Origin of the sequence: Sphingomonas sp. BAUL-RG-20F-R05-02, assembly GCF_022662305.1 — a bacterium.
Lineage (GTDB): Bacteria > Pseudomonadota > Alphaproteobacteria > Sphingomonadales > Sphingomonadaceae > Sphingomonas.
In genome coordinates this window covers 1-25,611 of record NZ_JAKNQH010000026.1, presented here as the reverse complement: position 1 = coordinate 25,611, position 25,611 = coordinate 1, and the positions used below count along the sequence as shown (strand labels likewise).

Sequence of the window (25,611 nt, the reverse complement as noted above, 5' to 3'; positions counted from 1 at the left end):
GATGATTCCAGGCTTTGCAACGGCTTTCTAAATCAAGCAGCGGGGAGCGGTTGGGAAGACTTTCTTACAATCCCCACGAGTGCATAGATCTAGGCTAAGCATCCATAATGCATATCAAGCATCATAGGTTAATCGCTGTGTGATCGATAAATCACCATGGAAGCTTATTAACAGATAATTCACCATCTTTTAACAGAGCCTGGATCAAATTTATTTAGACAAATATATTTCGGGAGAATACGTAAGTAACAACCCCAAACGGCATGAAGCCGACTATAATTGGGGTGAAGGATGGATCCTCAGCTTCTGTTGGAAGTTTAAACGCTTCTCATGGCTGGTTGCAGGAACTTCCTGAGGAGAAGATTATGATCGTATCAGGCCTTGACCAGGTTATTGACGCTTTCGAAGCGGGCTGGGAAGCTGCTGAGACTGAGCTTGGAGCCAGCCTCTCCGATGGATTTGAAATGCCCGGGGCATCAGCTGAATACTGGTGGGACGGCCGGTACTTTGCTCAGGCCGAGCGGAACGCCGCGGCAAAGGTCGCAGAAGGCGCGTCAAGCGATGCCCATCAGACCAATCCCGATGTGAGCACGTCGGGTCGCGCTGACCAGATTATGATTCACGCCGTATCTTCGCAAAACTGGCCCGAATCGCAACATCGTGGCGTTGTCCAAAAGATCCTCGATCAAGCTCTGCGGCGAAAGGTTCGTTGCGCGCGTCTTGATGGCAGGTTGGTGTATCTAAGTTAACACCGAATAATCCAGCCTAGTTGGGATTATGTCTACCTTGTCCTTGAGCAATAAATAAACGTTTCGGCCCCATTCTGAACACATCAGAATTTGTGAGATCCAGACAGCGCTGGATTTGGGGGCGTCATGTACTTGAGTAAAATCGTATCTGATACTGTTCCTATAGATCAATTTTCTGACGCAGAAGACCCTAAGTGCTCTATCAATGCGGATCTTGTCAGATTCTATGATACCGTAATGGATCAGCCTATTACCATTAGGCTAGCTAATAAGAACCATGAACGGAATACTGCAAATCTCCTGCTCAACAGGATGTACTCATGGCGGGGATATGGCGACAATCATAAAATTGCCAAATCGCCGAGCCACGCGACGTTTACCGCGTCATCGAACGGAGGATTGTTAGGAACCATCACGCTGGCGGTCGACTCAGCAAACGGTTTGGCGGCGGATCATCTCTTCAAAGACGTCATTGATGAATTTCGCGCACGTCCAGGCGCCAGCGTTTGTGAGCTAACGAAGTTTGCCTTTGATACGGCCAAACCGTCTAAGCCGATGCTCGCGTCGCTGTTCCATCTCATCTTTATCTATGGGCAGCATGCATACGGCTGCACCGACCTCTTTATCGAGGTCAATCCAAGACATGTCCGCTTTTACGAATGCATGCTCGGCTTCAAGCGCATTGGCGCCCTCAAAGACAATACCTCGGTCGCCGCGCCCGCGCAGTTAATGTGGCTGAGCGTTGCGCATATTCGCGAACAGATCGCTCAGCACGCCGGCCGTGGTGACAGCGCTTCAACACGCTCCCTTTACGCGTACTTCTTCTCGCCGCGCGAGGAGGAAGGTCTTCACGGCAGGATGATCGGCCAGTCGTAAGCGCCGCAAAAACAAAAGCGGCCAAACCGCTCATCATCAGGCTGCTTTCTTTCCTGATAGCTGCCGTCACCTTTCAGGCGGTTCGCTTGTGGTCACGAGCAGGCCCATTATAGCCTCAGAGCGTTGTAGATCTGCTAGATCCGAGCTTTTCTTCTCTCACAAGTTTTTAAGAACGCTTTGCTATTGTGGGAGGGTCGCGTTGATACGCGCTCCTCGGCAAGGTGCTGAAAATGGATCGTTATGGCTTTGGCTGGGATGAGCGCGGGAGCGGAGAGGAACCTGATGGACTGTACTTGCAGTACCTTTCATCGGCTTCGCCGGTGCTCGCGCACGATCCAGATCCGTACGTAGCGACAACCACCGCCAGCGCAACGCCGCTACATGCACCAGGGAGCGACGAACGGTACCGCTACACAATCGCGCTCAGTTCCCTGATTGCGTGGACCGCAGATCCGCTCGGCGGGATTCTGGATGTTGATGAGCGTGGCCTGGAAATGACCGGGCTCAGCCTACAAACTGCCCGCGGAGAAGGCTTCTTCGCCGCGGTGCACCCGGACGATCGGCAGAAGATCGCGATGATGTGGCGACGGAACGCATCGCTCGGCCATCCGATCGACAACGAGGTTCGGATGCGGATGAGCGACGGCAGTTTCCGCTGGCACCGTTCCCGGGCGGCGCCGCTGCGGCTGCCTTCCGGCGAAATCCTGCGCTGGTATGGCACAATCGAGAACATTCATGAACGTAAGCTGGCGGCAGACGCCGTCCAGTGGGCTGCGGACCATGATGGACTTACTGGTATCTGGGGCCGTGCTGCCTTCTTCACCGCGCTGGAAGATGCGATTGAGCAAGCGGGCCGTGTGAGCTCCCAAGTCGCGCTGCTGCTTCTCGACGTGGATGACTTCAAGCAGATCAATGATCAGCATGGCCACGACGTTGGCGATCTGCTGTTGAAGGAGGTGGCGGCCCGCCTGAGCACCAGCCCCGCCGGCTCGGCGATGGCGGGCCGACTGGGAGGCGACGAGTTCGCTTTGTTTCTCGCTCGTTCCGACGCGGAGGAATTGTTCGCCGCGATCAACGAGGCGGTGTCGAGGCTCGATCTCCCGTTCCACCACGAAGCCCTAACGCTTCAATGTCGCACGAGCATAGGCTTGGCGCTCTACCCGTCGGATGGCGCGGAGAGCCACACTTTGCGGAAGAACGCCGATCTCGCGCTCTATGCGGCCAAGGCGCAGGGAGGCGGTGTCCTTAGGCAGTTCCGGGGCGAGATGCGGCAAAAGATGCAGCAGCGTCTGTCGATGCTTTCGATCGCCCGCGACGCGCTCGAGCGCGATCTCGTCCTTCCCTACTACCAGCCCAAGGTCAATCTGCGCACCAACGCGATCATCGGCTTCGAGGCCCTGCTTCGGTGGAACCACGAAGGGCGTGGCGTACAGACGCCGGATAGCATCGCCGCTGCCTTAAACGACCCGATCGTTGCGATCGCCCTCGGAGAGCGCATGCAGGAAAAGGTGCTCGCCGATATAAAGATCTGGCTCATAGCGGGTGTTGCATTTGAGCGTGTTGCTATCAATGCCTCGGCGGCGGAGTTTTACCGGACAGACTATGCCAGCAAGCTGCTTGGCCGGCTCAAGGAAGCTGGAATACCGCCTTCGTGCCTTGAGGTCGAGATTACCGAAAGCGTCATCCTCAACAACAACAGCGCGCAGGTGGCGCAGCTCACTGCGGAGTTGCGTGCGGCCGGAGTCACAATCGCGTTCGACGATTTTGGGACCGGGTACGCCTCGCTTGCGCACCTTAAGGAGTTCGCGGTCGACGTTCTAAAGATTGATCGATCGTTCGTGAGCACTCCCTCGACCAGCGATAGCGCGATCGTCCGTGCGATCGTGGGATTGGGAAGTGCCCTCGGCATAAGGACCGTCGCGGAGGGCGTGGAGACGGTCACGCAGCGAGATGCCTTGCTGCAGATCGGGTGCGACATCGGCCAAGGCTACTTGTTCAGTAAACCGGTGGCCGCATCGGCCGTCGGTAAGCTTATTGAGGCGAGCCCAAGGCATGAGCCTCGAGACAGGCGCACCGGGCAAGAACGCCGGACGACGACCGCCGTCCGGCCTTGAGGTCAGGCTGCCTGGAGATTGACGGCTGACATCTTGCCGCGGCGGTCCTGCTCCAAGTCGTATGAGACGCGCTGATCCTTATCGAGCGTTTGCATGCCAGCGCGTTCGACCGCGGTGATGTGGACGAAGGCGTCCGGGCCGCCTGTCTCGGGCGCGATGAAGCCGTAGCCCTTGGTGGCGTCGAAGAATTTCACAGTTCCGGTGATCATGTGGATTTCCTTATCCTGAGTTTGACAGGCATGCTCCCACAGTGGCGCATCCCGGCTTCGGTGAGGCTAGTAGAGGACAAGGGGAAGCCTGAGCGGCCCGAATATCCGTCGCACGCGACGTCAGCAGCGTCTCTGTAGGTCAGCACGTGCTTGTTGGAAAGATGCCCCCCGATGCACGCTACGCTGTAGAGCAGGTGCTGCACGGCGGCGGAGGGACCCTATCAACCGACAAGGTCCGGAGAGATCCAGGCGTGCGAAGCTCACAGAACTTACTCCGGAGAGCTAACCTACGGTTTCGCGGTTTGCTGCCAACGTCCACTCTTCATCTGTGGACATCCGGTACCGCGTATGACGCAGTCGAACAAAAATACTGCACGGCGTTCGTCAAAGGGAGATTTTGACGCTCGCTGCACGAGACATTTTTGAACGGTCGGGCAAGCGGTGGACGCCAATGCGAGGACAACTCTTCGCGGCACTTTTGAACGCTGCCAAGCCCGTCAGCGCCTATGACCTCGCCGAGCAACTATCGGTAATGTGCCATCCCCGTGTTGCGGCCAATTCGGTCTACCGAATGCTTGATCTTTTTATGTCCGCCAGTCTGGCAACTAAAGTTGCAAGCGTGAACGCGTACATCATCAGTCCGCACCCCGGTTCGACACGCGAATGCTTTCTACTTGTCTGCGATATCTGCGGGCGTACAGTTCACGTTGACGAACAGAACATTGCCGAAAGCATTCGACAATTAGCCCAGCGTTCGGAATTTTATAGTGACCACGCGATCATCGAAGTTCGGGGTAGCTGCAAAAGGTGCCTTTAAAAGGGTAGTGCCTATTTAATAAATAAATATGGTCTGACTATATGCCAGAGAATTTCTGCCGAAGTCTGTGCGATTGCATAATGCACGGCCTGCCGGATGTGGCGTGGCATTTCTTATCCCGATGGCGAACAAGCTGACTCTTGTATTTGTCGACACGCTGTGGCCGCACGCAATATCGGATCAAAGCGCAAGGCTGCGTCCTGCAGAGGCTTGGCAGGCACTTGTGGCATTATACAACGACCACGCCCAACCTTTCGCTGGTGAGATTAACCGAAATACGCTCATCCACAGGCGTCGATTGGCCGCTGTAAGCAGACGGGCGGCTGTCCACCACCTCAAGCCGTTCCGAGGTTCCCGCGCCGATCGGATCGCCTGAAACCCGACCGGCAACTATCGGGCGGAAAAGCTGCCCGGCAAACATCACCCACTTGTGGACGTTTGAGCCGTGGACTCGATTTCTCAACAGCAGACGTTCGTTCACTCGGGATGAAGAGCAGGTCAAGGGCCGGAGCTTGCGCCGAGAGGCATTCCCGAAGAGCAGCCACAGCGGCGCCCCGTATTGCGCGTCCAGGCTCGCCTGTCTTCTTCTCCGCGGCAACGCTTATTCGGTGATCGGCTGGACAACGGCTGTAGAGTTCACGGGCCGGGTTGCTTCAGCAGAATCAAGCTGCCCGAGCAAGTCATCTAGCCAGGCACTGCTGGGTTCAGGTTGGTAGATCCTCGTCAACGTGGCGACCAACTGGCTCCGTGCTTGTTCGCTGAACTTTCCGACCGTTTTGAACTGCTCGTTACGCATACCGCCCCCTGATCTGCATCAATATAGCAGATTTCCAGTAAATAGCCGCTGAGTCACTGACGAACTGATTTTTTAGCACTGCGCGCACTCTGGCGTCGGCGTCGCAAGTGTACCGACCCATTTGACTTCCGCTGGCATAATGCCGTTCCGATCGTCTGCTTGATGGTCGCGCAAGTGTTCTCGGAAACGGCGCTTACGCTATTGCTCTAAATCGCCAGTCTTACCTTCACGCAGTTGGTGTTGCGTGCGGGCGACGCAGAAGAAGCTCGACGCTCTTGTGATCGCCGTTCCCGATACTGATGACGATATTGCAGCGATCGAGACACACGATAACGGTGAAGGTTGGATCGGACCGATGCGAACGATCCGACCCAACCACACCACCATAAATCGGGAGAGGGGACTCCCAGCCTTGGCTGGCGAGGGGGCTGTAGCGGGTTCGGCTGTCTCTCTGATTAACCGGCGTTTTTTCGCTTTCGCTCTGCCGTTTGATCGCACCGCTTCGCCGCCGCGATAGAAGAAAGCGGGATCGACCTTCAAGCGGTGACCCTTACAGCCGTCCAAGTGATCGAACGAGGGCGAGTCAATCCGACCGGCAGCTATCGGGAAGAAAAGCAGCCAAGCTGAAAGCGCCCAATCTTTGCCATACAAGATATCCCGACGCCGATTGATTGCTGCCGTTCAAATACCATGAGTGCGTTGTCGAACACGACGGCTGCGACCCAGTAGATAGTCGTTAGTGCGAAGACAGCGGTTCAATCGCGCCTCGGCTTTTCAACGCTCGCGGCTATTGAGTAAGTACCGGGAAAGACACGACGAAGGTCGCGCCGGCTGCCAAGCCACCTCTTGGGCGGAACCGGATTGCGTTTACGATCTTTTGCGAAGCAAGATCGCCTTGCACAGGTGCATAAACCCATGTCGCGCCCCCGTCGGATGAAAAATCAACGTCATCACTCGTACTTGCTGCAGAGCTATAGGTGAGCGAAGTTGCAGTTCCGGTCGTAGACTGGATGGCTGTTGATCCTCCAGAGGTACCGTCGCCATCCAAAGCCAGCGATTGCCGGTTGTTAACTGGAACAACGACAGTGATACCGGTATCGGTTGGAACGATATCCGGATTGTTCATCGAAATGCTGATGCGCTGCTTGCTACCCGGTATGGCCTTGGGCGAGGAGGTGTTGTTGATCGGATCCCACGTTGTCTGACTACTGGTACTGACAACCATATTCTTCGGCGTGACCGTGAGCGTGATGTCGACAACGGTCTGGCCCGTCCCCTTGTCTTCGTTCAGTACACAAAGTCCGAGAGCTCCGACACCTTGGCAAAGGTACCAGTTCCACTTGATCGTAACGCTGTCGGTGTACGTGCCCACGGGCGGCACCGAGGTTGCGCTCGGCTTCACGTAGAAAGGTAGGTCTGCTGAACTCCCGCCCAACAAGCCGAGGATGTTCAGCAGATTGTTCTGCATGTAGTCGATAGTGCCGTTTTGCGTCGCAACAACGGTGCCGCCCGGATCAGCCGACAAGACGTAAGAGATCGCAGTACCAGCGCCTCCAGCCTGCTTCAGCGTCAGCCCATTCTTGCTCTGGAACGTCGCTCTGATGTAGTTGCCGCCTAGCAGCGTGAGAACGCCGGACGAACAGGTGAGTCCAGCCCGGCTTTGCAGGGCTGGTACAGCCGCAGCCCTGACAGCGGCGGGAGAGAATGAGCCTAGGCTCGTAGCAATGCTCGGGCTGACGTCACACGCTGAAGCCGGATTGGCGAACAATGCCCCGATCCCTAGGATAAGTGCGATCAACCACGCCCTTCGAGACGAGCGGTTCGGACCACTAACGTCGTTTGCGTACAGGGTCACCGCCTCGCCTTCTGCGGCTTGGATGACTTGGAGGGCGAACTCGCCCGATCAATCTTGATCGGCTCGCCGCATACAGTTACGTTCTGCTTCACCCCAGAAACACTGTAACTCAGCGTTGCTGATGGAGCATCAGGACTGCAGGCGGGAGTTGCTGCCGACGGCGCGGCAGCCCCGTCCGACGCCGGTTTCTGACTTATTGCTGACAGGCACAACGCCAAAAAATCAATCACGCAAGTCTCTACGCTGGTGAGCTACTTAACTCCATTATAGATGACCGGCGCTTACTTGGACGGCGGAGCGCTTTGCGTTGGCCTGATCGAGCCGTTTTCATCGGCACCTTTGCGCATGCGTTGTTAGTTTCGCGTCCCTTTGCCTCCGCTGTCCTGAAAAGCCGCCGGACGGTTCACCACCAAAACACGACATTCCCATGTCGCAAAAGGTGGGACTTACGAGGCGCTCGAAACTTAGAATTTGTGCGTCACATTGGGAAAGCAGCCGTTCGGCTAATGCCCAAACTTGGCCGTTCGGCCTCCAGGGAAGCCTTAAACAAAGCAGCCCGATTACGTCATCGCGGTGCCGGGGGATGCTCTTCTTTTGAAAAAAGCTCCTATTAAACGGTTATATTCCGCCTCCGGCCTGCCGTAAGAACCATCCGAAAAGTCTTCAAGGCCGCCCCGATCCCGCATCGTAACGATGCCGCGGGTCGCTTTGATAAAGTGGTTCCCCTCCAGGATATGCAGAGCCGTCGTGACGCTAGGGCGGCGCACCGCAAGCATGACGGCCATGTACTCGTGCGTGAGATTGACGTCGTCGCCGTCGGTGCGATCGTGAACCATCAACAGCCAGCGTGCCAACCGCACCTCGACAGGATGAGTGACATTGGCAAGTGTCGTAAAGGCGGTTTGCGCGGCCATCGCCTGACAGAATTTGAGGAGGTGCGCGTGAAGTGGTGGGCTCTGTTCGATTGCATCCCGTAGCGCGCTCACGTCCATGCGATAGCCTTCTCCAGGCACTTGTATGATCGTTTTCAAGGGCGAACGATCGGCCCCAAGCAGGATTGGCATCCCCGACATGCCTTCGCGTCCGAAAAGCCCTGCCTCGACCCGATCACCTGCTTGGGTAATTGCCATGATCGAGGTGACACCAGTGCTCGGAAAGAAAATGTGCTCGAAGGGTGCGTCATTCTCTTCGACCAGCATGTCTTTTGTGAACGGTACCGCATGGAGGTGCGGCTGCAAGATAGCAAAATCCTCCGGCGGCATTTTTGACAATAGGTAATTACGGACGAATGCCTGGGTGGGATTAGGCACGGGCGCCCCTTTTCTGCTGGGGCGGGAGCGCATTGCATCTCTCGGTCTCTTGCGCCCTGATACGTGCAAGTGATCTAGCTGATATAGATCAGTCCGCCAAAAATACGATGCAATGTTTGGTTAGCGATGACGGTTTGTCTGCTAGCGGACAGTTCTTGGTCTGCCAGCGGACCGTTCTCGCCGGAAGGGTTCATTCAGTCACGATTGAAAGGCAAAAGACCAGTAAAACCAGGGGCCAAGACAATGCTAGACGATAGCGTCTATTTTGCCAAACGTGCATTAGCCGAACTTGAGCAGGCTCAGCGTGCGAAGACGTCCGAAGCCGCCGAGGTCCATCGGCAACTCGCAAAAGCCTATACAGAACGTGCGATAGCGGACGCGTCTCCCCGCATTGAGCGAGGCTCGTGACCGGCTCAGCTGTAAGTACGGACACGCCAAACTGTTTAAAGCTGAGTGCAACGCGTTTGTGGATCTCGGCGGACTTGGACGCAGCCAGCCGGACTGCCCTGGAGCGCGCGTGTAGTACCTTTCGAGAGGTCAGTGCAGGGACTGAGCTCCTGGGGTCTGACGCCCATGCTGACGCTTTACACGTCCTCGTCGATGGGTGGGCGGTTCGCTACAAGATCATGGAGCAGGGCGCCCGCTTCATCTCGGCGCTGCTCGTGCCCGGTGACATTTGTAACCTTGATGTCCTGCGCTTTGATCGCGGCGATTACGGGATGACGATGGTATCGGACGGACGGGTCGCGGTACTTCCCCGGGCGCGGGTCAACGCTTTGTTCGCATCCCACTCTCCCGTTGCCGTCGCTTTGTGGTCGCTCGGGCTAGTCGAAAATTCGATGCTCATGGAACGCATGACATCGATAGCTCGTCGTTCTGCGATGCATTGCGTTGCCCATCTGCTGTGCGAACTGCTGGTACGACTTAGGGTCGTCGGCAAGGCAGAGGGAAACAGCTTTGAATTTCCGCTCACGCAGGAGCTTGTCGCTGATGCGCTTGGCATGACGGCCGTCCATGTAAACCGAACCATGCGCTCCTTGCGCGCGATGGGACTTGTCAGCGTGCAAAACCGCCGGGTGACAATTCATGACTGGGCGGGACTAAGTATGCTGTGCGGTTTTCGAGCAGAATATCTACGACTCGAAACCATCGCTGAAGAGTACGTTCGGGAACTACCGCCAGGCACTGCGTCAAGCGAGAAGCGCTTGTTACGAAACCCGGTGGAACGTTTCTCGATCCCTTCTTTGTAATATAGATCAGCGATCTGACAATGCGCTCGATTGTTTAAAATTACACGACAGAACAATGAAATAGCGCAGATCATGCAAGTAAGAGCTGGACTATATAGTTATGCCAGAAACGTCTAATGGTATTTGGTTTATTTTCATAAAGTAAACAGAAAAACGGGAGCGCCACCACCTCATTGCATAGGAACTGACATGTTAGAGAGAAATCTCGTGTCTTTAATATACGTCAGCAAAAAGGTTTTAGGTAGTGATGAAGATGAGCATATTGTTGCTGTTGCAACGGCGCGAAATCGCGCTCTGGACGTTACTGGTGCTCTTGCATCTACAGTTTCAAACTATGCTCAGATATTGGAGGGGTCAGCTTTTGCGCTTACCGAGTTGATGGGATCTATCGAGCGCGACGACCGCCACAGCGAAGTCAGAATACTCCGCGAGGGCAGCATTCACCGGCGAGTTTTTCCAAATTGGACGATGGCTTACGCGGGCCCTTCAAGTTATATGTCAAACCAAGTGAGCAACCTGATCTCTCGCGAGAGCGACACGCTCACGCTGAGGATAAATCAATTCGTCAGGATTTTGTCTGGTCTGGCGCATACTTGACCTACGATCCGATAGCGCAATCTCAGACTTGCTGACCGCGACACGGATGCGACTGCGCTAACTGATTTTCGATCGGGACATCGTCGCGGAACGGAGCAACTCTCGGGGCGACGCATGAAGGTAGCGCAAACGCGACAAGTCAGCCGATACTGTTCGACAGCTATGAGAGGTTCTTATCGCCCTAGTCTCGCGCTGTTCTGACAAACGCGCCCTTGCCGAGCGGCTCGATGTGTATCTCATTTAATTGAGCCAGCAGGTCATCAAACATGCCGTCGTCTACGACCGGGATAGCGCAATTGAAGGTAGGCCCAAGCCGATCCAGGTCCTGTTGAGTTAAAAGGCCTGCGGCGGCTATCCTAACGTCGTTCATGATTACTCCCGTCGGGGACATAACCAATAGCTACCTTGTTCGTGCCGTCCGTTCTTCACCGAGTGACGCGGTAAGTTATGGTCGATCGTTTGCCGTCCGCTCCGACACCAGCTTGCCGCTGCCAATAGCTACAACTGATGCGAGACTCACAGACGCAAAAGCTGACGTTCGGCTTGCCACCATGTGTAGACATTTTTCCGTCGCAAAATTAGGGATATATGCGACGGCTGAAAATCAGGATTTTAGCGACGATTGCGGTGCTGCGCCCTTCTAGAGATCACCGCTAACACGCGTTCGATGCTGCCCCCTTGGACAATCACCGAAAACAGAACGACTAGGTAGGTTGCGGTCAGCGCGATATCGCGTGCTTGCGAGTGCGGTAGGCTGAGCGCGAGCGCGACAGAGATGCCGCCTCGCATTCCGCCCCAGATCAGCGTCGCCGGTGCCATCCGACCGAGCGACAGGAACGGCTTAACCGCCACGAGCGGGACCAGCACGGATACGGCTCGGGCCAAGAGTACGAGCGGGATGGCTGCGGCACCGATGACGATCAGCGACACCTCCGACGGGATCGTCACCACCTCGAGCCCGATCAGCAGGAACAGCAGCGCATTCAGTAGATCGTCGATGACGGACCAGAATTTGAGCAGGTAATCGCGGGTGGTGGCACTCATCGCATGGGCGACACCGTGGTTGCCTATGAGCAGGCCGGCTACCGCCATGGCTACAGGTCCGCTCACGCCAACTTTGTTAGCCAAGGCATAGCCGCCCATTACGACGGCCAGGCTAATCATCACCTCGACCTTATACTCGTCGATTCGTGACATCGCCTGGACCGCGATCCACCCGACCAGCAGGCCAAGCACCACTCCGCCTCCGGCTTCCTGAAGGAACAGAACCGACGCATCTGCAATGGAGAATGCCTCACTTCCGGCCGCAGCCGCGAACAGGATCGCAAAAACCACCACGCCCACGCCATCGTTGAACAGGCTCTCGCCTGCCACCGTCGCTTCCAGGGTGGGTGTCACGTCGGTGCGCTTGAGAATGTCGAGCACGGCAACCGGATCGGTGGGGCTGATCAGCGCTCCGAACACCAGCGACCAGAGGAGCGGCACGGGGTGATCCATGACGCCGGTCAGCAGGTGAAAGCTACAGCCGATGAGAATGGTCGAGAGCAGTACGCCGACGGTGCTGAGGACGATGACCGCCCAGCGACCGCGGTGCATCTCGCGCCAGTCGACGTGCAGCGCGCCCGCAAACAGCAAGAACGAGAGCATTCCGTCCATCAACGTCCGGTGGAAGTCGATTCCGTCGAGAAAACGCGCCACGTCACGGCTGAGGTTACCGCCAGGCAGCAGCCGGTCGATGCCCACCACTAGCAACGACGCAACCGCGCCCATCACCGTCAGCCCGATCGATTGCGGCAGATGCAGAAAGCGGTTGTTGATGAACCCGAGAATAGCTGCCAGCACGATCAGGATCGCGGCAGCATCGAAAGGCGTGATTGAAACGCCGTGGATCACGGAAATATGCGGGTGCTCCTTGGCATCATTTGGCTGGAGCAACAGCTTCAGGGCGTATGCGGATAGGCGGGAAGCCAACGATATCGTAGGTCGCTGAGGCGATGCCGATGCCGGCTTTGTCGAGTTCGCCGATGATGGTGCGGCTCATCGCGTCCTTGGCACCGCGGATGCCGTGGGTGTGCACGATAAAGCGCACCGTCAGCTCGAGCCAGTTGTCGGTGATGCGGTAGAACACGCGGGGCACCAGGTCGATCGGCTCGACCCCGAACCTTGCTTGCAAGCCTTCCTTATACTCGGCCGCGAGCAAGTCCGGATCGATCGACTGCTGCTTTGCCGCTTCCAGCATGATCGCCTCAACTTTGGCACGGTCGGCCTGGTAGGTGATCGGGATCGCCATCTCCTCCCAGATGAAGGGAAAGTCGCGGGTATAGTTGAACACCGGCTCGGCGAAGATCTTGGCGTTGCTCACCGTAACGATGCGGCCAGTGAACTGGCGGCTTTTGACCCACATGGCGGGGTCAGCACCCTGGACGCTGGGAGGCTCGCCCATCTCCATGATTGTCGTCTGAATGAACCCCAGCCGCATCACGTCGCCGCGCACGCCGCCCATTGAGATGCGGTCGCCAACGGTGAACGTATTGCCGCGCAGGATGACAAAGTAGCTGGCGATCGCGGTCACCGGTTGTTGCAGCGCAAATGCTAGGCCGGCGGACATCAGCCCCAGCGCGGTCGCGAGCCGAGTGGGGTCGCTAAACCAGATCGAGAGTAGCCCCAGGATTAAGACGATCGCAGCGAGAAGGCTGATCGCCTGCCGGGTCCAGAACCGCGCCTGCACGGTCGAGTGGTCGACGCGGCGTAGCAGGAGGCTCGCTAGACCGCGCAGGATCCGGTTCGCCAGCACCACAATAGCAATAAACGCAAGTGACAGCAGCAGTTTGCGCCCATTATCGGCGTTGACGCCCACCCAGTCGATGCCAAGGAAATGCATGGTTGGTTCCTATGGTTCGGGAGTGGCGGGCGAAGGCGGCAAGCTGGTTCGGCGTGCCTGAGCGCCGTCTATCTCTTTTTGAAGGAAGAAGTTGAGCGCGGTCCGTAGCACCACGATTGCGCCCAGCTGACCAATCTCGGTCCAGGTGGGCGCTACGGCGGTGCGCAGGATGTCGGCGCCCAGCTCCAGTTCAAGCGCGACCGCGAGCCAGCGGCCAAGCTTGAGGCGCACGGCCTCTTTGGCGTCTGGCTCGTCCCAGCCCAGCCGACCGGGCACAAACAGCGTAAGCGCCCGCAGAAACGCTTCGATTGCGGCCAAGCCAATCACTAGCGCTGCCGCTGCCTCGACGCCGGCCGCAAGCCACAGAGTCGCCAGCTTGAGCAGTTCCATCATCCCGTCTCACGCTCCAGTACGCTGATCGGACCGATCGTCTGCATTGCGATGAACCGGCGATACCGGTCTTTGAGGTCGTCGAGGTCAGCGGGCGTAGTGACGTCGCGCTCGCCGTCGCTCAGTACCAGGTCGGCATGGCGACGCAGTACCTGTAGCCGCTCCGGAACGCGCTCGACGCCTGTCACTGCGATCAGCACCTCCAGCATCCGGATCATAATGGCCACACTTCCCGCGGCGTTCTGGCGGATCAGATGAAACATGGCGTCGACCAACCCGTCATAATCGACTGTGGGTACGATCAGCACGGCCCGGCCGTCGCGCTCGATCAGGCCATGCGGCAGGTAACGCGGCACCATGTCGCAAAGCGCCGCTCCCATCCGGTCGAGCACACTCATCGCGGTATGCGGGTCATTGATGCCCGGCGACAGCGCCCGCACCGCAATCTCGACGAGCTGGCGTACCGCAAACTCGAGATCGATCCGACTGACTCTTTGCCCACCAAGCGCAGTGGCCCGCCGGATCGCTGGTTCGATACCATCCCGTGTCGGCTCGGCCAGCGCGATCGGCGCGCCGGGGAAGACGTAGTCGCCCGGCCGGACAAGCAGCTGGATCGTGCAGTTATGCGCGGCCGCCCAACCGGCGAGCTGGTCGGCGTCGAGTTCCTGAAGGTAGCCGCGGCGCGGATCGGCAACGGCCGCGACGGCATCGGTGAAGGTCGGCGCCGCGACGTGGGTTGGCGCGCTGGTACTGGTCAACCGTCGGATCGCGCGGGTAACGTCCTCGCTCACCAACTCAATGACAGTGTCGACATTGATCCGGCCAGCCATATGGCCAACGAAGAACACGAGTACCCCCACGCACAGGAAGGCTAACAGGATGCCCGCAGTCAGCGCGGCATGCGGCACGAACGGACCCTCACCCTGAGTCCGGACGCTCCTGAGCACCATCAAAGCGTAGGAGAAAGTACCCAGGAAGGCGCCAAGCGTGAATTGGTTGCCGCGATCCTTTACGAAGTTGCGTAGCAGCCGCGGACCCATTTGCCCCGCCGCCAGGGACAGCGAGGCGATGGTGATCGAAAACACGGTGCCTGCGACGCCGATCGTCGACGAAGCGACGGCTCCCAGCAGTGTACGCGCGCCGGTGCCGCCGCCGTTATACAGGAACGGGCTGTCGATCAGCCAGTGCGGCACGAGACCGCTGCGATCGAGCTCGACAAGCCCGACCGCGAGCAGAATGCCGACGACCACCAGCAGCGCCGGCAGCAGCCAAAATGTCTCGCCGACGGCGACCAGGAATTGGCGGAGGCGGGCGTTCAAGAGGGCTGAACTTTCGTCGACGCCCCACCTCTAACGCGATTATCGTACAGCAGGCGCGGCCCCGTTGACGATCGCGGCCTTTTGCTCGTTGCTCATCGCCTGGGTGTTGAGGTCGGCGGCATCGATTGCATCGCCACGCTGCTTGCCAGTTTCGCGAACCTGCTTGGCCTCCGCGTTTAACTCAGCTGCCTGGTTCTTGAGCGCGTCTGCCTGGGCGTCAGCATGGTTTTCAACCCGGTCGGCAAGCTTCTCGTCGCCGCTCTTCGCGCAGCCGGCAAGCTCTAAGGCGAGGCTCGCAGCGAGCAGCGCAACGGTGGTCGTCTTCATGGCATCGTCCCCTTTTCAAGGTGAAGCATCGCCGCTTTCAAACGCGGTGTCGAATGAATAGCGACTCGAAGCAGGTGTAGCTCGCTTACTCCGCCGCCGCCATCACCAGACTAGGAACGGCGGCAGAGCCAGAATGCATGCACTCAGGCGGCTGGTTGATAGTCGGAGATCACGCCAGATGAAGAACGGCAAGCAGAGTCAGGCTGATCGCGCCCAAGCCGAGCAGCGACAGGACCACCGCAGCCGTTACACGCCCACCCGTTTTAGCCACGACGCGTACATCGACCCCGAGGCCAAGTGCCGCCATGACACTACCGTCAGCAGCGTCGCGATGCGACCGATTGGGCTATGGTAACGGTCGGAACCAAGCCCAGCGAGCGGCAGGCAACTAAGGCGAGGAAACCAATGATGAACCATGGCACGAGATGGGCGATGCCCGGCTGCTTCCTCGCCTAGCCGGCCACAACCTCGCCCTTTGGCACTGCCTGAGGAGCGAGGCGTGGTGCTACCAGCGACAGGACGAGCCAAACCGGCCCGAGCATCAGGACGCGTACGAGCTTCACCAGCGTGCCTGTTTGCACGGCAACCGCGCCCAAGCGCAGCGGCGCGCCATGCTCGGGTGATCGTAGCGCCAAAGATGTGACTTCATCAGATGGCTTGATGCAGATGTCGCGGGCACATCGTTTCATGCTACGCTCGATCGGTCGCTCGGCATCGGGTCTCGCGCTACACCCGGAAGGATCGTCGATGGCGGATAAAGCGGCAGCCAACCTCGCCGGCATCAGGGATGTAGCCGATCTCGGCAATCTGCAGTTGGTCGTAGCGGGCCTGAGCGAAGGCGTTCTGCTGATCGATCCCGACCAGACGATCCTGTGGGCTAACGACGCCGCGCTGCAAATGCATGGCGTCGCGACACTCGATGGCTTGGGCGGCACGGTCGATGACTATCGGCGCCGGTTCGAGCTGCGCTACCGCAACAACCACAAGCTCGACGCAGGCGAGTATCCCATCGAGCGGGTAATATCGGGGGAGACCTTTAACGAGGTGACGGTCGAGGTGGCGCCGGCCGGGGAGAACGAGGCGCGCTGGGTCCATCAGATCCGTAGCATTGTGCTCGTTGACAAGGAGGGCGAACCCGAATGTCTCGTGCTGGTGATGCTCGACGTCACCGAGCGGGCCGATGCCGAGGAGCGCTTCTCGCAGGCGTTCAACGCCAACCCCGCGCCTGCGCTGATCGGGCGCCTGTCCGACCTGCGCATCATCAAGGCCAACCAAGGCTTCTTGGATATGACCGGCTTTGAGCGCGACCGGCTCGTCGGCCGCACCGTCTACGAGGTCGACCTGTTCGGTCGCGCCGCACACCGCGAAGTCGCGCACGAACGGCTCGCGGAAGGGCGCGCTGTGCCGCAGATGGAGTCCGAGCTGACCTTGCCCGACGGTACGGACAAGCTCGTCATCCTTGCCGGGCAGCCGATCGACTATGCGGACCAGAACTGCATGCTGTTCACCTTCGCAGACCTCGAGCCGCGCCGGAAAGCGGAGACCGCGATGCGACACAGTGAGGAGCGGTTCCAGCAGGCGTTCCAGCTCGCGCCGGTAGCGATGGTCGTCGCTTCCCGAAAGCGGCACATGCTCTTCCACGCCAATCGCGCCTTCCAAGACTTGACCGGCTACGCCGACGATCATCTTGTTGGGCATACCGCCGGCGAGATCATGCTGTGGGACACGGCCGCGACCCGGCGTCGGCTCGAGGAGCATGTCGAGACGATCGGCAGTATCCGCAACGTCGACGCCAAGGTGCGGATGAGCGATGGGGGTCTGCTCGACTGCCTTGTCTCCGCTGCAACGGTCGATATGGCTGGTGACGTCAGCGTTCTCTGGGTCATTCAGGATATCACCGAACGGCGCCAATCGGAGCTGGAACTGGTCACCGCAATCGAGACGGTAATGGCCGATGCGAGCTGGTTCAGCCGCAACGTCGTCGAGAAACTCGCCAATCTCCGCGCGCAGCAGTCTGGTGCGCCCGCCAAGGAGATCACCGAGCTGACCGCGCGCGAGAAGGAGGTGTTGAGTCTCGCCTGCCAGGGTGAGGATGATGCGGCCATCGCGCTGACGCTCGGCATGTCGCGCACCACCGTGCGCAACCACGTCTCGCGCATCTACGGCAAGATCGGGGTCAACAAGCGCGGCGCGGCGATCGTGTGGGCACGCGAGCGTGGACTGGCGAAGGCACCGTTCAGGCCGGCTAGCAGATCGTGACGGGATTTTGAACGACTGATGCAAATGTCCCACCCCGACTGAAGCACCTGTTTCTTTTGGCGCGCCGCGTCTGCTCTTAGCTTGGACGATGTGGGATCGGATGCGTTCCTGTCCGATCCCGCACCTTCAGGAGCAGCCGCAATGCCCGATCAGCCGCCCAAAACCGACGCCGACCACACCCGCGGCTTGATCAAAGAAGCGATCGGCAAGATCACCGATGACCCAAAGGCGATCCACGAAGGCGCGGCCGAAAAGATCGCGGCCGAGGCCAAGGAGCTCCGTGCCGAAGCGGAAAAGCGCGCCGACGTCCACGACGATCGCGCCGAGATGGATCGGCAATGACCGCCGCCTCGATCACGACGCCGGATGTCAGCGGGACCGCACCCCATGTCGGGCGCGGTCGCAGCGCGCGCCAGTTCTGGGAGATCCCCAAGGCCGGGTGGCGCGACATCGCGGTCCGCACCTGGCAGGAGACGAACGAGGATAATATCAGCCTCCTCGCCGCGGGTGTCGCCTTCTATAGCTTCCTCGCCTTCGTGCCGATGCTGGCCGCGATCGTGCTCATCTACGGGATCGTCGCCGCGCCGGCGGACGTCGCCGGCCATCTCGAGACGCTCACGCGCATCCTGCCGACCGATGCCGCCAAGATCGTTGCCGACCAGATGAAGAGCATGACCGAGACCCCGGTCACCCGCAGCACCGTCGGCCTTATCATCGCCATCCTGCTCGCGATCTACGGCGCGATGCGTGGCGCGACGTCGGTGATCGGCGCGCTCAATGTCACCTATGACGAGCGAGAAACACGCAACTTCCTGCGCACCACTGGGCTCTCCTTCGCCTTCACCCTGGGTGCGGTGCTCGTCGCGATTGTCGCCATGCTCGCGATCAGCGCCATGAGCCTTATCGGCACGGTGATCCACCTTCCTGCCTTTGTGGCGCCGCTCGTCACTGGTGGCCTCTGGCTTGGCACCGCGCTCGTCGCGAGCGCTCTGGTCGCGGTTGTCTACCGCTACGGACCCGACCGGCAGGACGCGCAATGGACGTGGCTGACTCCCGGCGCGGTTTTTGCCAGCGTCGTGGCGCTGCTCGCGACCTTCCTGTTCGGGCTCTACGTCAGCCACTTCGCCGGCTATAACGCCACCTATGGCACGCTCGGCGCGGTCGTATCGTTTCTGATGTGGCTCTACGTCACCGCCTTCGTGATGCTACTCGGCGCCGAGCTGAACGCCGAGATCGAGCGCCAGACCGTGCAGGACACAACCACGGGGCCAAACAAGCCGATGGGCGAGCGCGGCGCCAAGATGGCGGACTCGACGGCCGCGGGCGACGACATGCCATCTCATGATGCCAACAGCGATGCCGTACCCGCGAAGCATGATACCTCGGTGCCGAGCAAACCGTCGCTGGCTGCTCCCGTGGTTGCAGGAATCGCTGCGTCCCGGATCAGCCGTCATGTTGGCGACGTACAGCTCGGTGTCGTGCCAATGACACTGATTGCAATCGGGCTCACCCTTGTCGGGCAGCGCGGCTCTGGGACACGCGGATTGCTATGTCTTGCGGGCGGTGGTCTGCTGACTTGGCGTGCCCACGTTCGTGCCCGCTGACACTCGACTAAAGACGAAAGCGTCCTTCCCATGAGCAACCTCGACAGCGTCGCCGGCTACAAGGATGTCGTTACCGGCAGCCATCAGGCCCCCGCGGATACCCCCGGTGCCGCGCAGATCAGGGCCGCCTCCGCGCCCGAGTTAAAGACGCTTGCCGCCGTCGCCGTCGGCACGCTCGTTATTGCCGCGCTCTATTTCGGGCAGGAAGTGCTGATCCCGATCACGCTCGCAGTAATGTTGTCGTTCGTGTTGTCGCCGGTCGTCAACTTCCTCCAGCGGCTGCGGCTGTGGCGGGCGCCGGCTGTCATCATCACCGTGCTAACAGCGCTCGGAGTGCTTGGTCTCGTGGCGACCCTGATCGGTAGTCAAGCCGCCTCACTCACCGCGAACGCGCCCCAATACGCGCAGACCATTGAAGCCAAGGTCCAAGGTGTCCAGGGCTTCGCCGTTTCGCGTCTCGCCTCGATCACCAAGCAACTCGGCAGCGGCAAGCCCGCGAAGCCCGCCGCCCTTACCGCGGCTGGACCGGGTCTCGACGGGCGACGCGCGGCTCCTTCCAGCACTCGCAAACCTGTGCCGGTTCAGGTCGTCTCGGACGGAGCCTCGCCGTTCGCGATCGCCAAGACCGTGCTTTCGCCGATTCTCGGACCGCTTGAAACCACAGTTCTCGTCCTGATTGTTGCCATCTTCGTACTGATGCAGAAGGAGGATCTCCGTGACCGTTTCATCCGTGTGTTCGGCTCAAGCGACCTGCATCGTACAACCCGTGCGATGGACGACGCCGGTCAACGGCTGAGCAAGTATTTCCTCTCGCAGTTCGCGGTGAATTCCTGCTTCGGCGTCGTGATCGGTCTCGGTCTCTGGGCGATCGGCATCCCCTCGCCTGCGATGTGGGGGATCATGGCAGGGCTGCTTCGCTTCGTACCATATATTGGCTCGTTTCTAGCAATCGTGGCGCCGGCCGCACTCGGTGCTGCGGTCGATCCTGGCTGGACGATGGTGATCGAAGTGGTGGCTCTTTTCGTCGTTGTCGAGGTGCTGGCTGGCTACGTCGTCGAGCCGCTTCTTTACGGCCATTCGACAGGCCTTTCGCCAGCTTCCGTTATCGTATCGGCAATTTTCTGGTCATGGCTATGGGGCCCAATTGGCCTTATCATGTCGACGCCGCTAACCTTGTGCCTCGTCGTCATGGGCCGGCACGTGAAGAGCCTGGAGTTCTTCGACGTTCTGCTCGGCGATCGGCCGGCGCTGACGCCGGTAGAGAGCTTCTACCAGCGTATCCTCGCCAACAATCCCGATGAGGCGCTGGCCCAGGCCGAGACGCTGCTGACCGACCGGTCGCTGACCGACTATTACGATGGCGTGGTGCTGGAAGGCCTCAAGCTCGCGGTCGAGGATCAGGCGCGCGGCACCATCGACCAGGCCGGCGCGGTTCGCATGGCCCGCACTATGCTGTCGGTGATCGACGATCTGCGCCCTTCCGTGACCCAGGCGGAGCCGAGCGCGCCGACGGTCAACGCGATCTGCGTCGCAGGTCCCGGTCCGTTCGACGATGCGGTCACCGCCATGCTCGCGCAACTGCTCGGCCAGCGCGGTGTCGAAGCTCGCCGGATTCTTAATGAGGCCACATCGCGCGAGAACATCGCCATGCTCGATGTGGCCGGCATCGATGTCATCGCCATCTCCTACCTGGAGGTGACTGGCTCGCCAGCGCAGCTCCGCTATCTCGTCCGTCGCCTACGCGAGCGGGCGCCGACCGCGCGGATCATCGTCGGCCTATGGCCCCAGGGCGAAGCCGTAATGAGCGACGCCGCGATACAGAGCATGCTCGGAGCGGACCGTTACGTCGGCTCGCTCGCCGATGCCGTGGTGGAGATCGCCAAGTCTACTTCCAACACCGCCGCTGCTGCGGCCTGACCCCACAGATAGAGGATCATGATGACCGGTATCGCCAGCCTACCCAGGGACATCCAGAAGCTCGCCGATGCGAAAGGCTGGGAAGAGGAGGACCTGCTCGGCCTCATGGCCGCATTCGTCGCTCAGAACAGTCTCGAAGACGAGTTGCTCGAGTTCCTGCAGGAGGAGGCCGAGCAGCTCGGGGAAGGCGCGCCCGGCGAGCAGGAAGACGATCCCGATCTCGATGACTGACCCAAGTTCAAAGAATTACAACAGAGAAGGATTGTTTATGAAGATGCTCATCACACTCGTAGTCACCCTTGCGACGGCTGCCGGCCTGGCGGCATGCAGCCAGAATGCGCAAGACCAGACGGCACAGGCCGGAAATGCCGTTGCCGCAGATATGAGCGCGACGGCCAGCAACGCCGGTGATCGCATCGATGCGAGTACCGACCACGCGGCCGATCGTGCCGGCGATCATCTTTCAAACGCGGGTGACAGCGTCGAAGCTACTGCGGATCAGGCAGGAAGCGCCATCACCAACGGTGCCGACAAGGCTGGCAATACCATCGGGAATGGCGCCGACAAGGCGGCGGAAGCTACGGGTACCTTGCTTGAGAAGGCAGGTAAGAAGCTGAAGGACTAACATCCGGCCATCGCTCCATTTGCCGGCGACGGTAGATCGAGCGCTATGCTGCCAGCTTATGCAGCGAAGCAACGACCTGTCCCGCAGATAGGTAACAAGGGTAGGCCGGCTGCTTCGAAGGGCGATACACGGTTTATATGCTAGAGTTTAGCGCGGACGCGGCGGAGGGGTTGTCCGCCGTGTTTAAATCCAATCACGCCTTGTGAATTCAAACCGATAGCCATTGCGGGGATGTAGCTTAACGTTGAACATGTTTGATAACTATGATGTTCGTGGCAGCCGATAGCTGGGTTACAACATATCGAAGCGGACTCGAGTCGTTTTACTCGAGCCGCTTTCGGGAGAAATGCCGTGAAGCCAGTACTCGCTCTAGTTTTTGCCGCCTTTACTTTTATCCCAATGTCTGCACACGCAGCGCCGGTTATTACCGCGATCGGAGCAGATCTTTCGCAAGGGTCCTACTCTTTTGGGTATCTCGGCAATGTCTTCTCGTTCGGAGCGACGGGCGACGTTTTCAACCCGCTTTTCGTCCTGAACCAAGCACCCGCCGCAACGAACTCGTTCGGTGGTTTCCTTGACATCCCAACTACGCCGACAAGCAGCTTCACCGATCGGGGGTTAGTAACGTTTGGCTCATCGGATAGCTATACGAGCTTCTCGACACCGACTGCGGTTCCGTACTCTCTCGGCAATAACTTTATAGGATTGCGGGCGACAGTTGGAGGCCAAGATTATTATGGCTTCGCTTACACTACGGACGCACTACTCAACAGCATTGGGTTCGAAACGACCGCCGGTCAGACAATCACGGCTACCACCGCGATTAGTGCTGTTCCGGAGCTCGCTACATGGGGAATGATGATCCTTGGTATGGGCGCAGTTGGTGGTGCGATGCGCCGCCGGCCGAAAGTCCGTACAACGGTTTCGTTCGCCTAAAGTCGTGCTTTGATGACAGTAACGGGAGCCGCTTGGATAAAGTGGCGGCTCCCCATCGTCAGCAAAACTGCGATGCTGGAATAGCGTTGAGGCGCAGATACGCTAGTCTAAAAGAAGCAGCGCATTTGGGCTATTTTGCGGTTGAAGGTTCGGTATCGAGTTAGACCTTAAAGTCGGGCCTATTGTAGGAAAGTGGACAGTGCAAACCACACACTTTCTAACCTACACGGCTATTGATTGACACCTGAAAACGGGCTGCGTTCAGCGTCCTTCGTTCACTCAAGTTCGTACCTGGAGGCGTCGTAGGAGTGACGCTGCCGTGAAGCATGGCCTACACCACTTGCAACGGAGGCATTACCTCGCCGTCCTCGCGCTCTTCTTTTTTCCCAACGTTGCTTACGCCCATGTGAAATGGTTCTGCGGGCCGATCGATGCGTCGCTTCCCCCCGTACCCGTGAGCCAAGTCCTGTCTCAGCTGTTCTTTACCTGCTTGGTTGGCTTCGCGGGTTTGGTAGCATTGGGGGGAGGCCTTGATGCGCTTCTCGCCCGAATCGTGCCCGCAACCTGCGAAGGCGACCGTCGAGGCATTGTGGTGGACGTCGTCGTCCGGGTCGGTTTGGCAGTTTATGCAGTGTGCCTCTGGTGCGATCTGGCGGTTGTGCTCTGGGCGGACGATGCGACGGGATCAGTTCTTACGCCAGAGATGGTGAACCGCGCTCACTGGATCGGCCTGTTACAGCTTATGATCGCTGGCATGGTCTTGGTGCCGCGGCTGTCACTGGCGGCGTCGGCCGGGCTTCTCATGCTCTTCGCCATCGGCGTAGCACGGTTCGGCCCGTTCTACATGATCGACTATCTATTCTTCGTCGGGCTCTCGATTTACGTCGCGCTTGGTCAACCGACGTTGCGTCGCCAACTCCGTCTGGCGTCGTGGCGAGTGTCGATCCTCACCGGCAGCCTGAGCCTCAGCCTGATGTGGACGGCGGTCGAAAAGTTTTTGTTTCCACAATGGACCATCGCTGTCCTGCTGCACCATCCGGGGATCACCGCCGGTTTCCCCTTCCCGTCGGTCGCTACGATCGCCGGCTTCGTCGAGTTCAGCCTGTCGTTTTACCTGTTGATAGGTCGTGCGGTTCTCGTTCGCGTCGTCGCTGTGCTGCTAGCCGGCGTTTTTGTTATGGCGATGCCGGAGTTCGGCATGGTCGATGTTGTGGGTCACATCCCGGTGCTTGTCATTCTCGTCGCGACCCTCCTACAGGGCGAAACGCGCCTCCAGCAGCTCTTCCGCAGCAAAGAATCAGGCCCGTGGGCATCGGCCAGGGCGGTGTTGATCCGCTACGTCATGATCCTGACAGTCTTAATGTGCCTTTACTATGGACTGCATGCCGTCTCGGTCTGGGCAGATGCAAACGGGTTACTTTGAGCCAGCCGTCACTGCTAAGCGCGTGACCATTGTGACTTTGGGGTGGCGTGTGAGTTTTACCGATTGTACTGTGTGGAAGTGGTGAGCAGGGCTTGGAGCGCAGCTATGCGCTCGGACGTCCCCAACCCTGTTTCAGGGGGCAGAGTTTCAAACAAGCGATCGGTCCGGTAGCGGACAAAGTGATTGTACGACCGGTGCAATAGACCGGGATCGTTGTTGCAAGGATCATAACGCTTAACAATGCGAGCAACGGCGTCAGACCCGTAATTCCAGAACCCAAGCAGATCCTGTGCGGGATCGCCAAGCGCCACGTCCCCGAAGTCGATGATCCCCGCCAGTGATGATCTTGCGGAATCGATCAGCAAATGTTCGCAAACCAGATCGCCGTGGACGATCGCGAGATGTGGCGGGCAATCGAGCCGGTAGCTCTCATAGAATGCCTCAAGAGGGCCAGCGAGCTGCGGTACGTAGGCGACCATGATCGGCAGGCGCTCTACAAGAAAACGAGCTGCGAACTGCGCTGCCGTCCATGTTCTTGGCCAATCGCCAGACCATTCGACCTCCGCTTGGGGAAGGTCATGCAGTGCGATCAGAAACTGCACCGCGTCAGCCAAGACCTCTACCTGCCTCGTGACGTCGAGTGATCCGAACCGCTCGGTCGTCAGCGGCACGCCATTGATAAAGCGATAGCCACCGAAGCGACCATCAGGATCAACATAATCATAGGTTGGTAGCTGCAGTGACGATCTGTGGCGAAGCTGCTGAAGCACTTCAATCTCGAGGCGCAGATCGTGCATCCCCGCACGCGGAAAGCGAAAGGCAAGCTTGTCGTTGACGACGAGCAGCAGATGGTCACCGCCGGATTGATCGAGCCTGTACGTCTGAATGGCGAGCTCAGGAAAGGTCCCCCGGACAAGGTCGAGCAAACAACAATCAGTCGCGGCAGCAGCGGATGCGCCCGCGCCCACGTCATCAATGTCCTGCGCGGTCCCGAACTCCAGCAGCATCGTGATGAGTTCCCACGCATGGCTCATGGGAGCCGAAAGATTATGGTCGACTGCCGTGCGAATAGCCGCACGGCAGTCGACAATTAGCGGCGTTTTAGCGACGTGTTACCGGATCGATGTTCGACCCGTTGTCCTCGTCGATCTCGACTTCGGTACGGCGAACCGTGTCGTCGATCTGCTCAACGTGCTCGCCTGCGGTCTTGGACACTACGACCTCTTCGACAACGCGAGCGGTCTTACCGACCACTGCTTCCTCGCCGGTGGCAGTCACCTCAATGGTGCGCTCACGAAAGGTATCGTCAGCGTCAGTGAGCGGACGATCTACCGCGCGGCGCTGCACGTTGATCTTC

At 59.1% G+C, this 25,611-nt stretch carries 25 protein-coding genes; 15 read left to right on the top strand and 10 right to left on the bottom strand.

Features of this window, described 5'->3' with window-relative positions; genetic code table 11:
- The first annotated feature begins 365 nt into the window (after nt 1-365).
- The 3 genes from L8F97_RS21045 (at nt 366) to L8F97_RS21035 (ending at nt 3,739) form a co-directional block, all read left to right on the top strand.
- Nucleotides 366-749 carry a hypothetical protein gene (locus L8F97_RS21045; protein WP_242154516.1) on the top strand — a complete coding sequence of 128 codons (384 nt, stop codon included), beginning with the start codon at nt 366-368 and terminating at the stop codon, nt 747-749.
- 237 nt (nt 750-986) lie between these two features.
- Nucleotides 987-1,625: an N-acyl amino acid synthase FeeM domain-containing protein gene (locus tag L8F97_RS21040; RefSeq protein WP_242154515.1), complete on the top strand. Its 639-nt coding sequence runs from the start codon at nt 987-989 to the stop codon at nt 1,623-1,625.
- 230 nt (nt 1,626-1,855) lie between these two features.
- Entirely contained in the window at nt 1,856-3,739 is a 1,884-nt protein-coding gene (locus tag L8F97_RS21035; protein ID WP_242154513.1) for a putative bifunctional diguanylate cyclase/phosphodiesterase, read from the top strand.
- A 2-nt stretch (nt 3,740-3,741) separates the two neighbouring features.
- Here the strand turns inward: L8F97_RS21035 and L8F97_RS21030 are convergent, their stop codons facing one another.
- A complete protein-coding gene (locus tag L8F97_RS21030; RefSeq protein WP_242154511.1) occupies nt 3,742-3,948 on the bottom strand; it encodes a cold-shock protein in 207 nt (68 codons plus the stop codon).
- A 397-nt stretch (nt 3,949-4,345) separates the two neighbouring features.
- Here L8F97_RS21030 and L8F97_RS21025 point away from each other — a divergent pair, with 397 nt between their 5' ends.
- Complete coding sequence (locus L8F97_RS21025; RefSeq protein WP_277925120.1) at nt 4,346-4,765, top strand: Fur family transcriptional regulator; 420 nt, start codon at nt 4,346-4,348, stop codon at nt 4,763-4,765.
- A 1,583-nt stretch (nt 4,766-6,348) separates the two neighbouring features.
- Here the strand turns inward: L8F97_RS21025 and L8F97_RS21020 are convergent.
- Together L8F97_RS21020 and L8F97_RS22920 are read right to left on the bottom strand one after the other, a co-directional pair.
- Nucleotides 6,349-7,329, bottom strand: coding sequence for a spore coat protein U domain-containing protein (locus L8F97_RS21020; RefSeq protein ID WP_242154509.1), 981 nt, complete (start codon nt 7,327-7,329; stop codon nt 6,349-6,351).
- Between the two features lie 647 nt (nt 7,330-7,976).
- Entirely contained in the window at nt 7,977-8,726 is a 750-nt protein-coding gene (locus L8F97_RS22920; RefSeq protein WP_242154507.1) for a Crp/Fnr family transcriptional regulator, read from the bottom strand.
- A gap of 404 nt (nt 8,727-9,130) precedes the next feature.
- Between L8F97_RS22920 and L8F97_RS21010 the strand changes: the two genes are divergently transcribed.
- Together L8F97_RS21010 and L8F97_RS21005 are read left to right on the top strand one after the other, a co-directional pair.
- Nucleotides 9,131-9,976: a Crp/Fnr family transcriptional regulator gene (locus tag L8F97_RS21010; protein WP_242154505.1), complete on the top strand. Its 846-nt coding sequence runs from the start codon at nt 9,131-9,133 to the stop codon at nt 9,974-9,976.
- Nucleotides 9,977-10,165: 189 nt separating this feature from the next.
- Nucleotides 10,166-10,573, top strand: coding sequence for a BLUF domain-containing protein (locus L8F97_RS21005; RefSeq protein WP_242154503.1), 408 nt, complete (start codon nt 10,166-10,168; stop codon nt 10,571-10,573).
- A gap of 612 nt (nt 10,574-11,185) precedes the next feature.
- Here the strand turns inward: L8F97_RS21005 and L8F97_RS21000 are convergent.
- Genes L8F97_RS21000 through L8F97_RS20980 form a run of 5 tightly spaced genes read right to left on the bottom strand, consistent with a single transcriptional unit; the run spans nt 11,186 to nt 15,490 of the window.
- Nucleotides 11,186-12,544, bottom strand: coding sequence for a cation:proton antiporter (locus L8F97_RS21000; RefSeq protein WP_242154501.1), 1,359 nt, complete (start codon nt 12,542-12,544; stop codon nt 11,186-11,188).
- A complete protein-coding gene (locus L8F97_RS20995) occupies nt 12,492-13,454 on the bottom strand; it encodes a mechanosensitive ion channel family protein (RefSeq protein WP_242154499.1) in 963 nt (320 codons plus the stop codon). The genes L8F97_RS21000 and L8F97_RS20995 overlap by 53 nt, the downstream gene beginning before the upstream one ends.
- A gap of 9 nt (nt 13,455-13,463) precedes the next feature.
- Complete coding sequence (locus L8F97_RS20990; RefSeq protein WP_242154498.1) at nt 13,464-13,847, bottom strand: DUF1622 domain-containing protein; 384 nt, start codon at nt 13,845-13,847, stop codon at nt 13,464-13,466.
- Nucleotides 13,844-15,163, bottom strand: coding sequence for a DUF2254 domain-containing protein (locus tag L8F97_RS20985; RefSeq protein ID WP_242154496.1), 1,320 nt, complete (start codon nt 15,161-15,163; stop codon nt 13,844-13,846). Before L8F97_RS20985 ends, L8F97_RS20990 begins: the two co-directional genes overlap by 4 nt.
- A gap of 39 nt (nt 15,164-15,202) precedes the next feature.
- On the bottom strand, nt 15,203-15,490 hold the full coding sequence (locus tag L8F97_RS20980; protein WP_242154494.1) for a hypothetical protein: 288 nt from the start codon (nt 15,488-15,490) through the stop codon (nt 15,203-15,205).
- Nucleotides 15,491-15,668: 178 nt separating this feature from the next.
- Between L8F97_RS20980 and L8F97_RS20975 the strand changes: the two genes are divergently transcribed.
- From L8F97_RS20975 to L8F97_RS20935, 9 genes are all read left to right on the top strand, one after another.
- Nucleotides 15,669-15,845 carry a hypothetical protein gene (locus tag L8F97_RS20975; RefSeq protein WP_242154492.1) on the top strand — a complete coding sequence of 59 codons (177 nt, stop codon included), beginning with the start codon at nt 15,669-15,671 and terminating at the stop codon, nt 15,843-15,845.
- A gap of 392 nt (nt 15,846-16,237) precedes the next feature.
- Nucleotides 16,238-17,749, top strand: coding sequence for a PAS domain S-box protein (locus L8F97_RS20970; protein ID WP_242154490.1), 1,512 nt, complete (start codon nt 16,238-16,240; stop codon nt 17,747-17,749).
- A 141-nt stretch (nt 17,750-17,890) separates the two neighbouring features.
- Nucleotides 17,891-18,091, top strand: coding sequence for a CsbD family protein (locus tag L8F97_RS20965; protein WP_242154489.1), 201 nt, complete (start codon nt 17,891-17,893; stop codon nt 18,089-18,091).
- Nucleotides 18,088-19,353, top strand: coding sequence for a YihY/virulence factor BrkB family protein (locus L8F97_RS20960; protein WP_242154487.1), 1,266 nt, complete (start codon nt 18,088-18,090; stop codon nt 19,351-19,353). The genes L8F97_RS20965 and L8F97_RS20960 overlap by 4 nt, the downstream gene beginning before the upstream one ends.
- A gap of 30 nt (nt 19,354-19,383) precedes the next feature.
- Entirely contained in the window at nt 19,384-21,270 is a 1,887-nt protein-coding gene (locus L8F97_RS20955; protein WP_242154485.1) for an AI-2E family transporter, read from the top strand.
- An 18-nt stretch (nt 21,271-21,288) separates the two neighbouring features.
- On the top strand, nt 21,289-21,501 hold the full coding sequence (locus tag L8F97_RS20950; protein WP_242154483.1) for a hypothetical protein: 213 nt from the start codon (nt 21,289-21,291) through the stop codon (nt 21,499-21,501).
- Nucleotides 21,502-21,538: 37 nt separating this feature from the next.
- Entirely contained in the window at nt 21,539-21,895 is a 357-nt protein-coding gene (locus L8F97_RS20945; protein ID WP_242154482.1) for a hypothetical protein, read from the top strand.
- A gap of 351 nt (nt 21,896-22,246) precedes the next feature.
- Entirely contained in the window at nt 22,247-22,831 is a 585-nt protein-coding gene (locus L8F97_RS20940; RefSeq protein WP_242154480.1) for a PEPxxWA-CTERM sorting domain-containing protein, read from the top strand.
- A gap of 319 nt (nt 22,832-23,150) precedes the next feature.
- On the top strand, nt 23,151-24,254 hold the full coding sequence (locus tag L8F97_RS20935) for a hypothetical protein (RefSeq protein ID WP_242154478.1): 1,104 nt from the start codon (nt 23,151-23,153) through the stop codon (nt 24,252-24,254).
- A 56-nt stretch (nt 24,255-24,310) separates the two neighbouring features.
- Here L8F97_RS20935 and L8F97_RS20930 read toward each other — a convergent pair whose 3' ends face one another.
- Both L8F97_RS20930 and L8F97_RS20925 read right to left on the bottom strand, forming a co-directional pair.
- The gene (locus L8F97_RS20930; RefSeq protein WP_242154476.1) at nt 24,311-25,261 is read right to left on the bottom strand and encodes a phosphotransferase family protein; all 951 of its coding nucleotides are present in this window, start codon (nt 25,259-25,261) and stop codon (nt 24,311-24,313) included.
- 94 nt (nt 25,262-25,355) lie between these two features.
- A partial coding sequence (locus L8F97_RS20925; protein WP_242154474.1) for a DUF2382 domain-containing protein occupies nt 25,356-25,611 on the bottom strand: 256 nt, incomplete at its 5' end.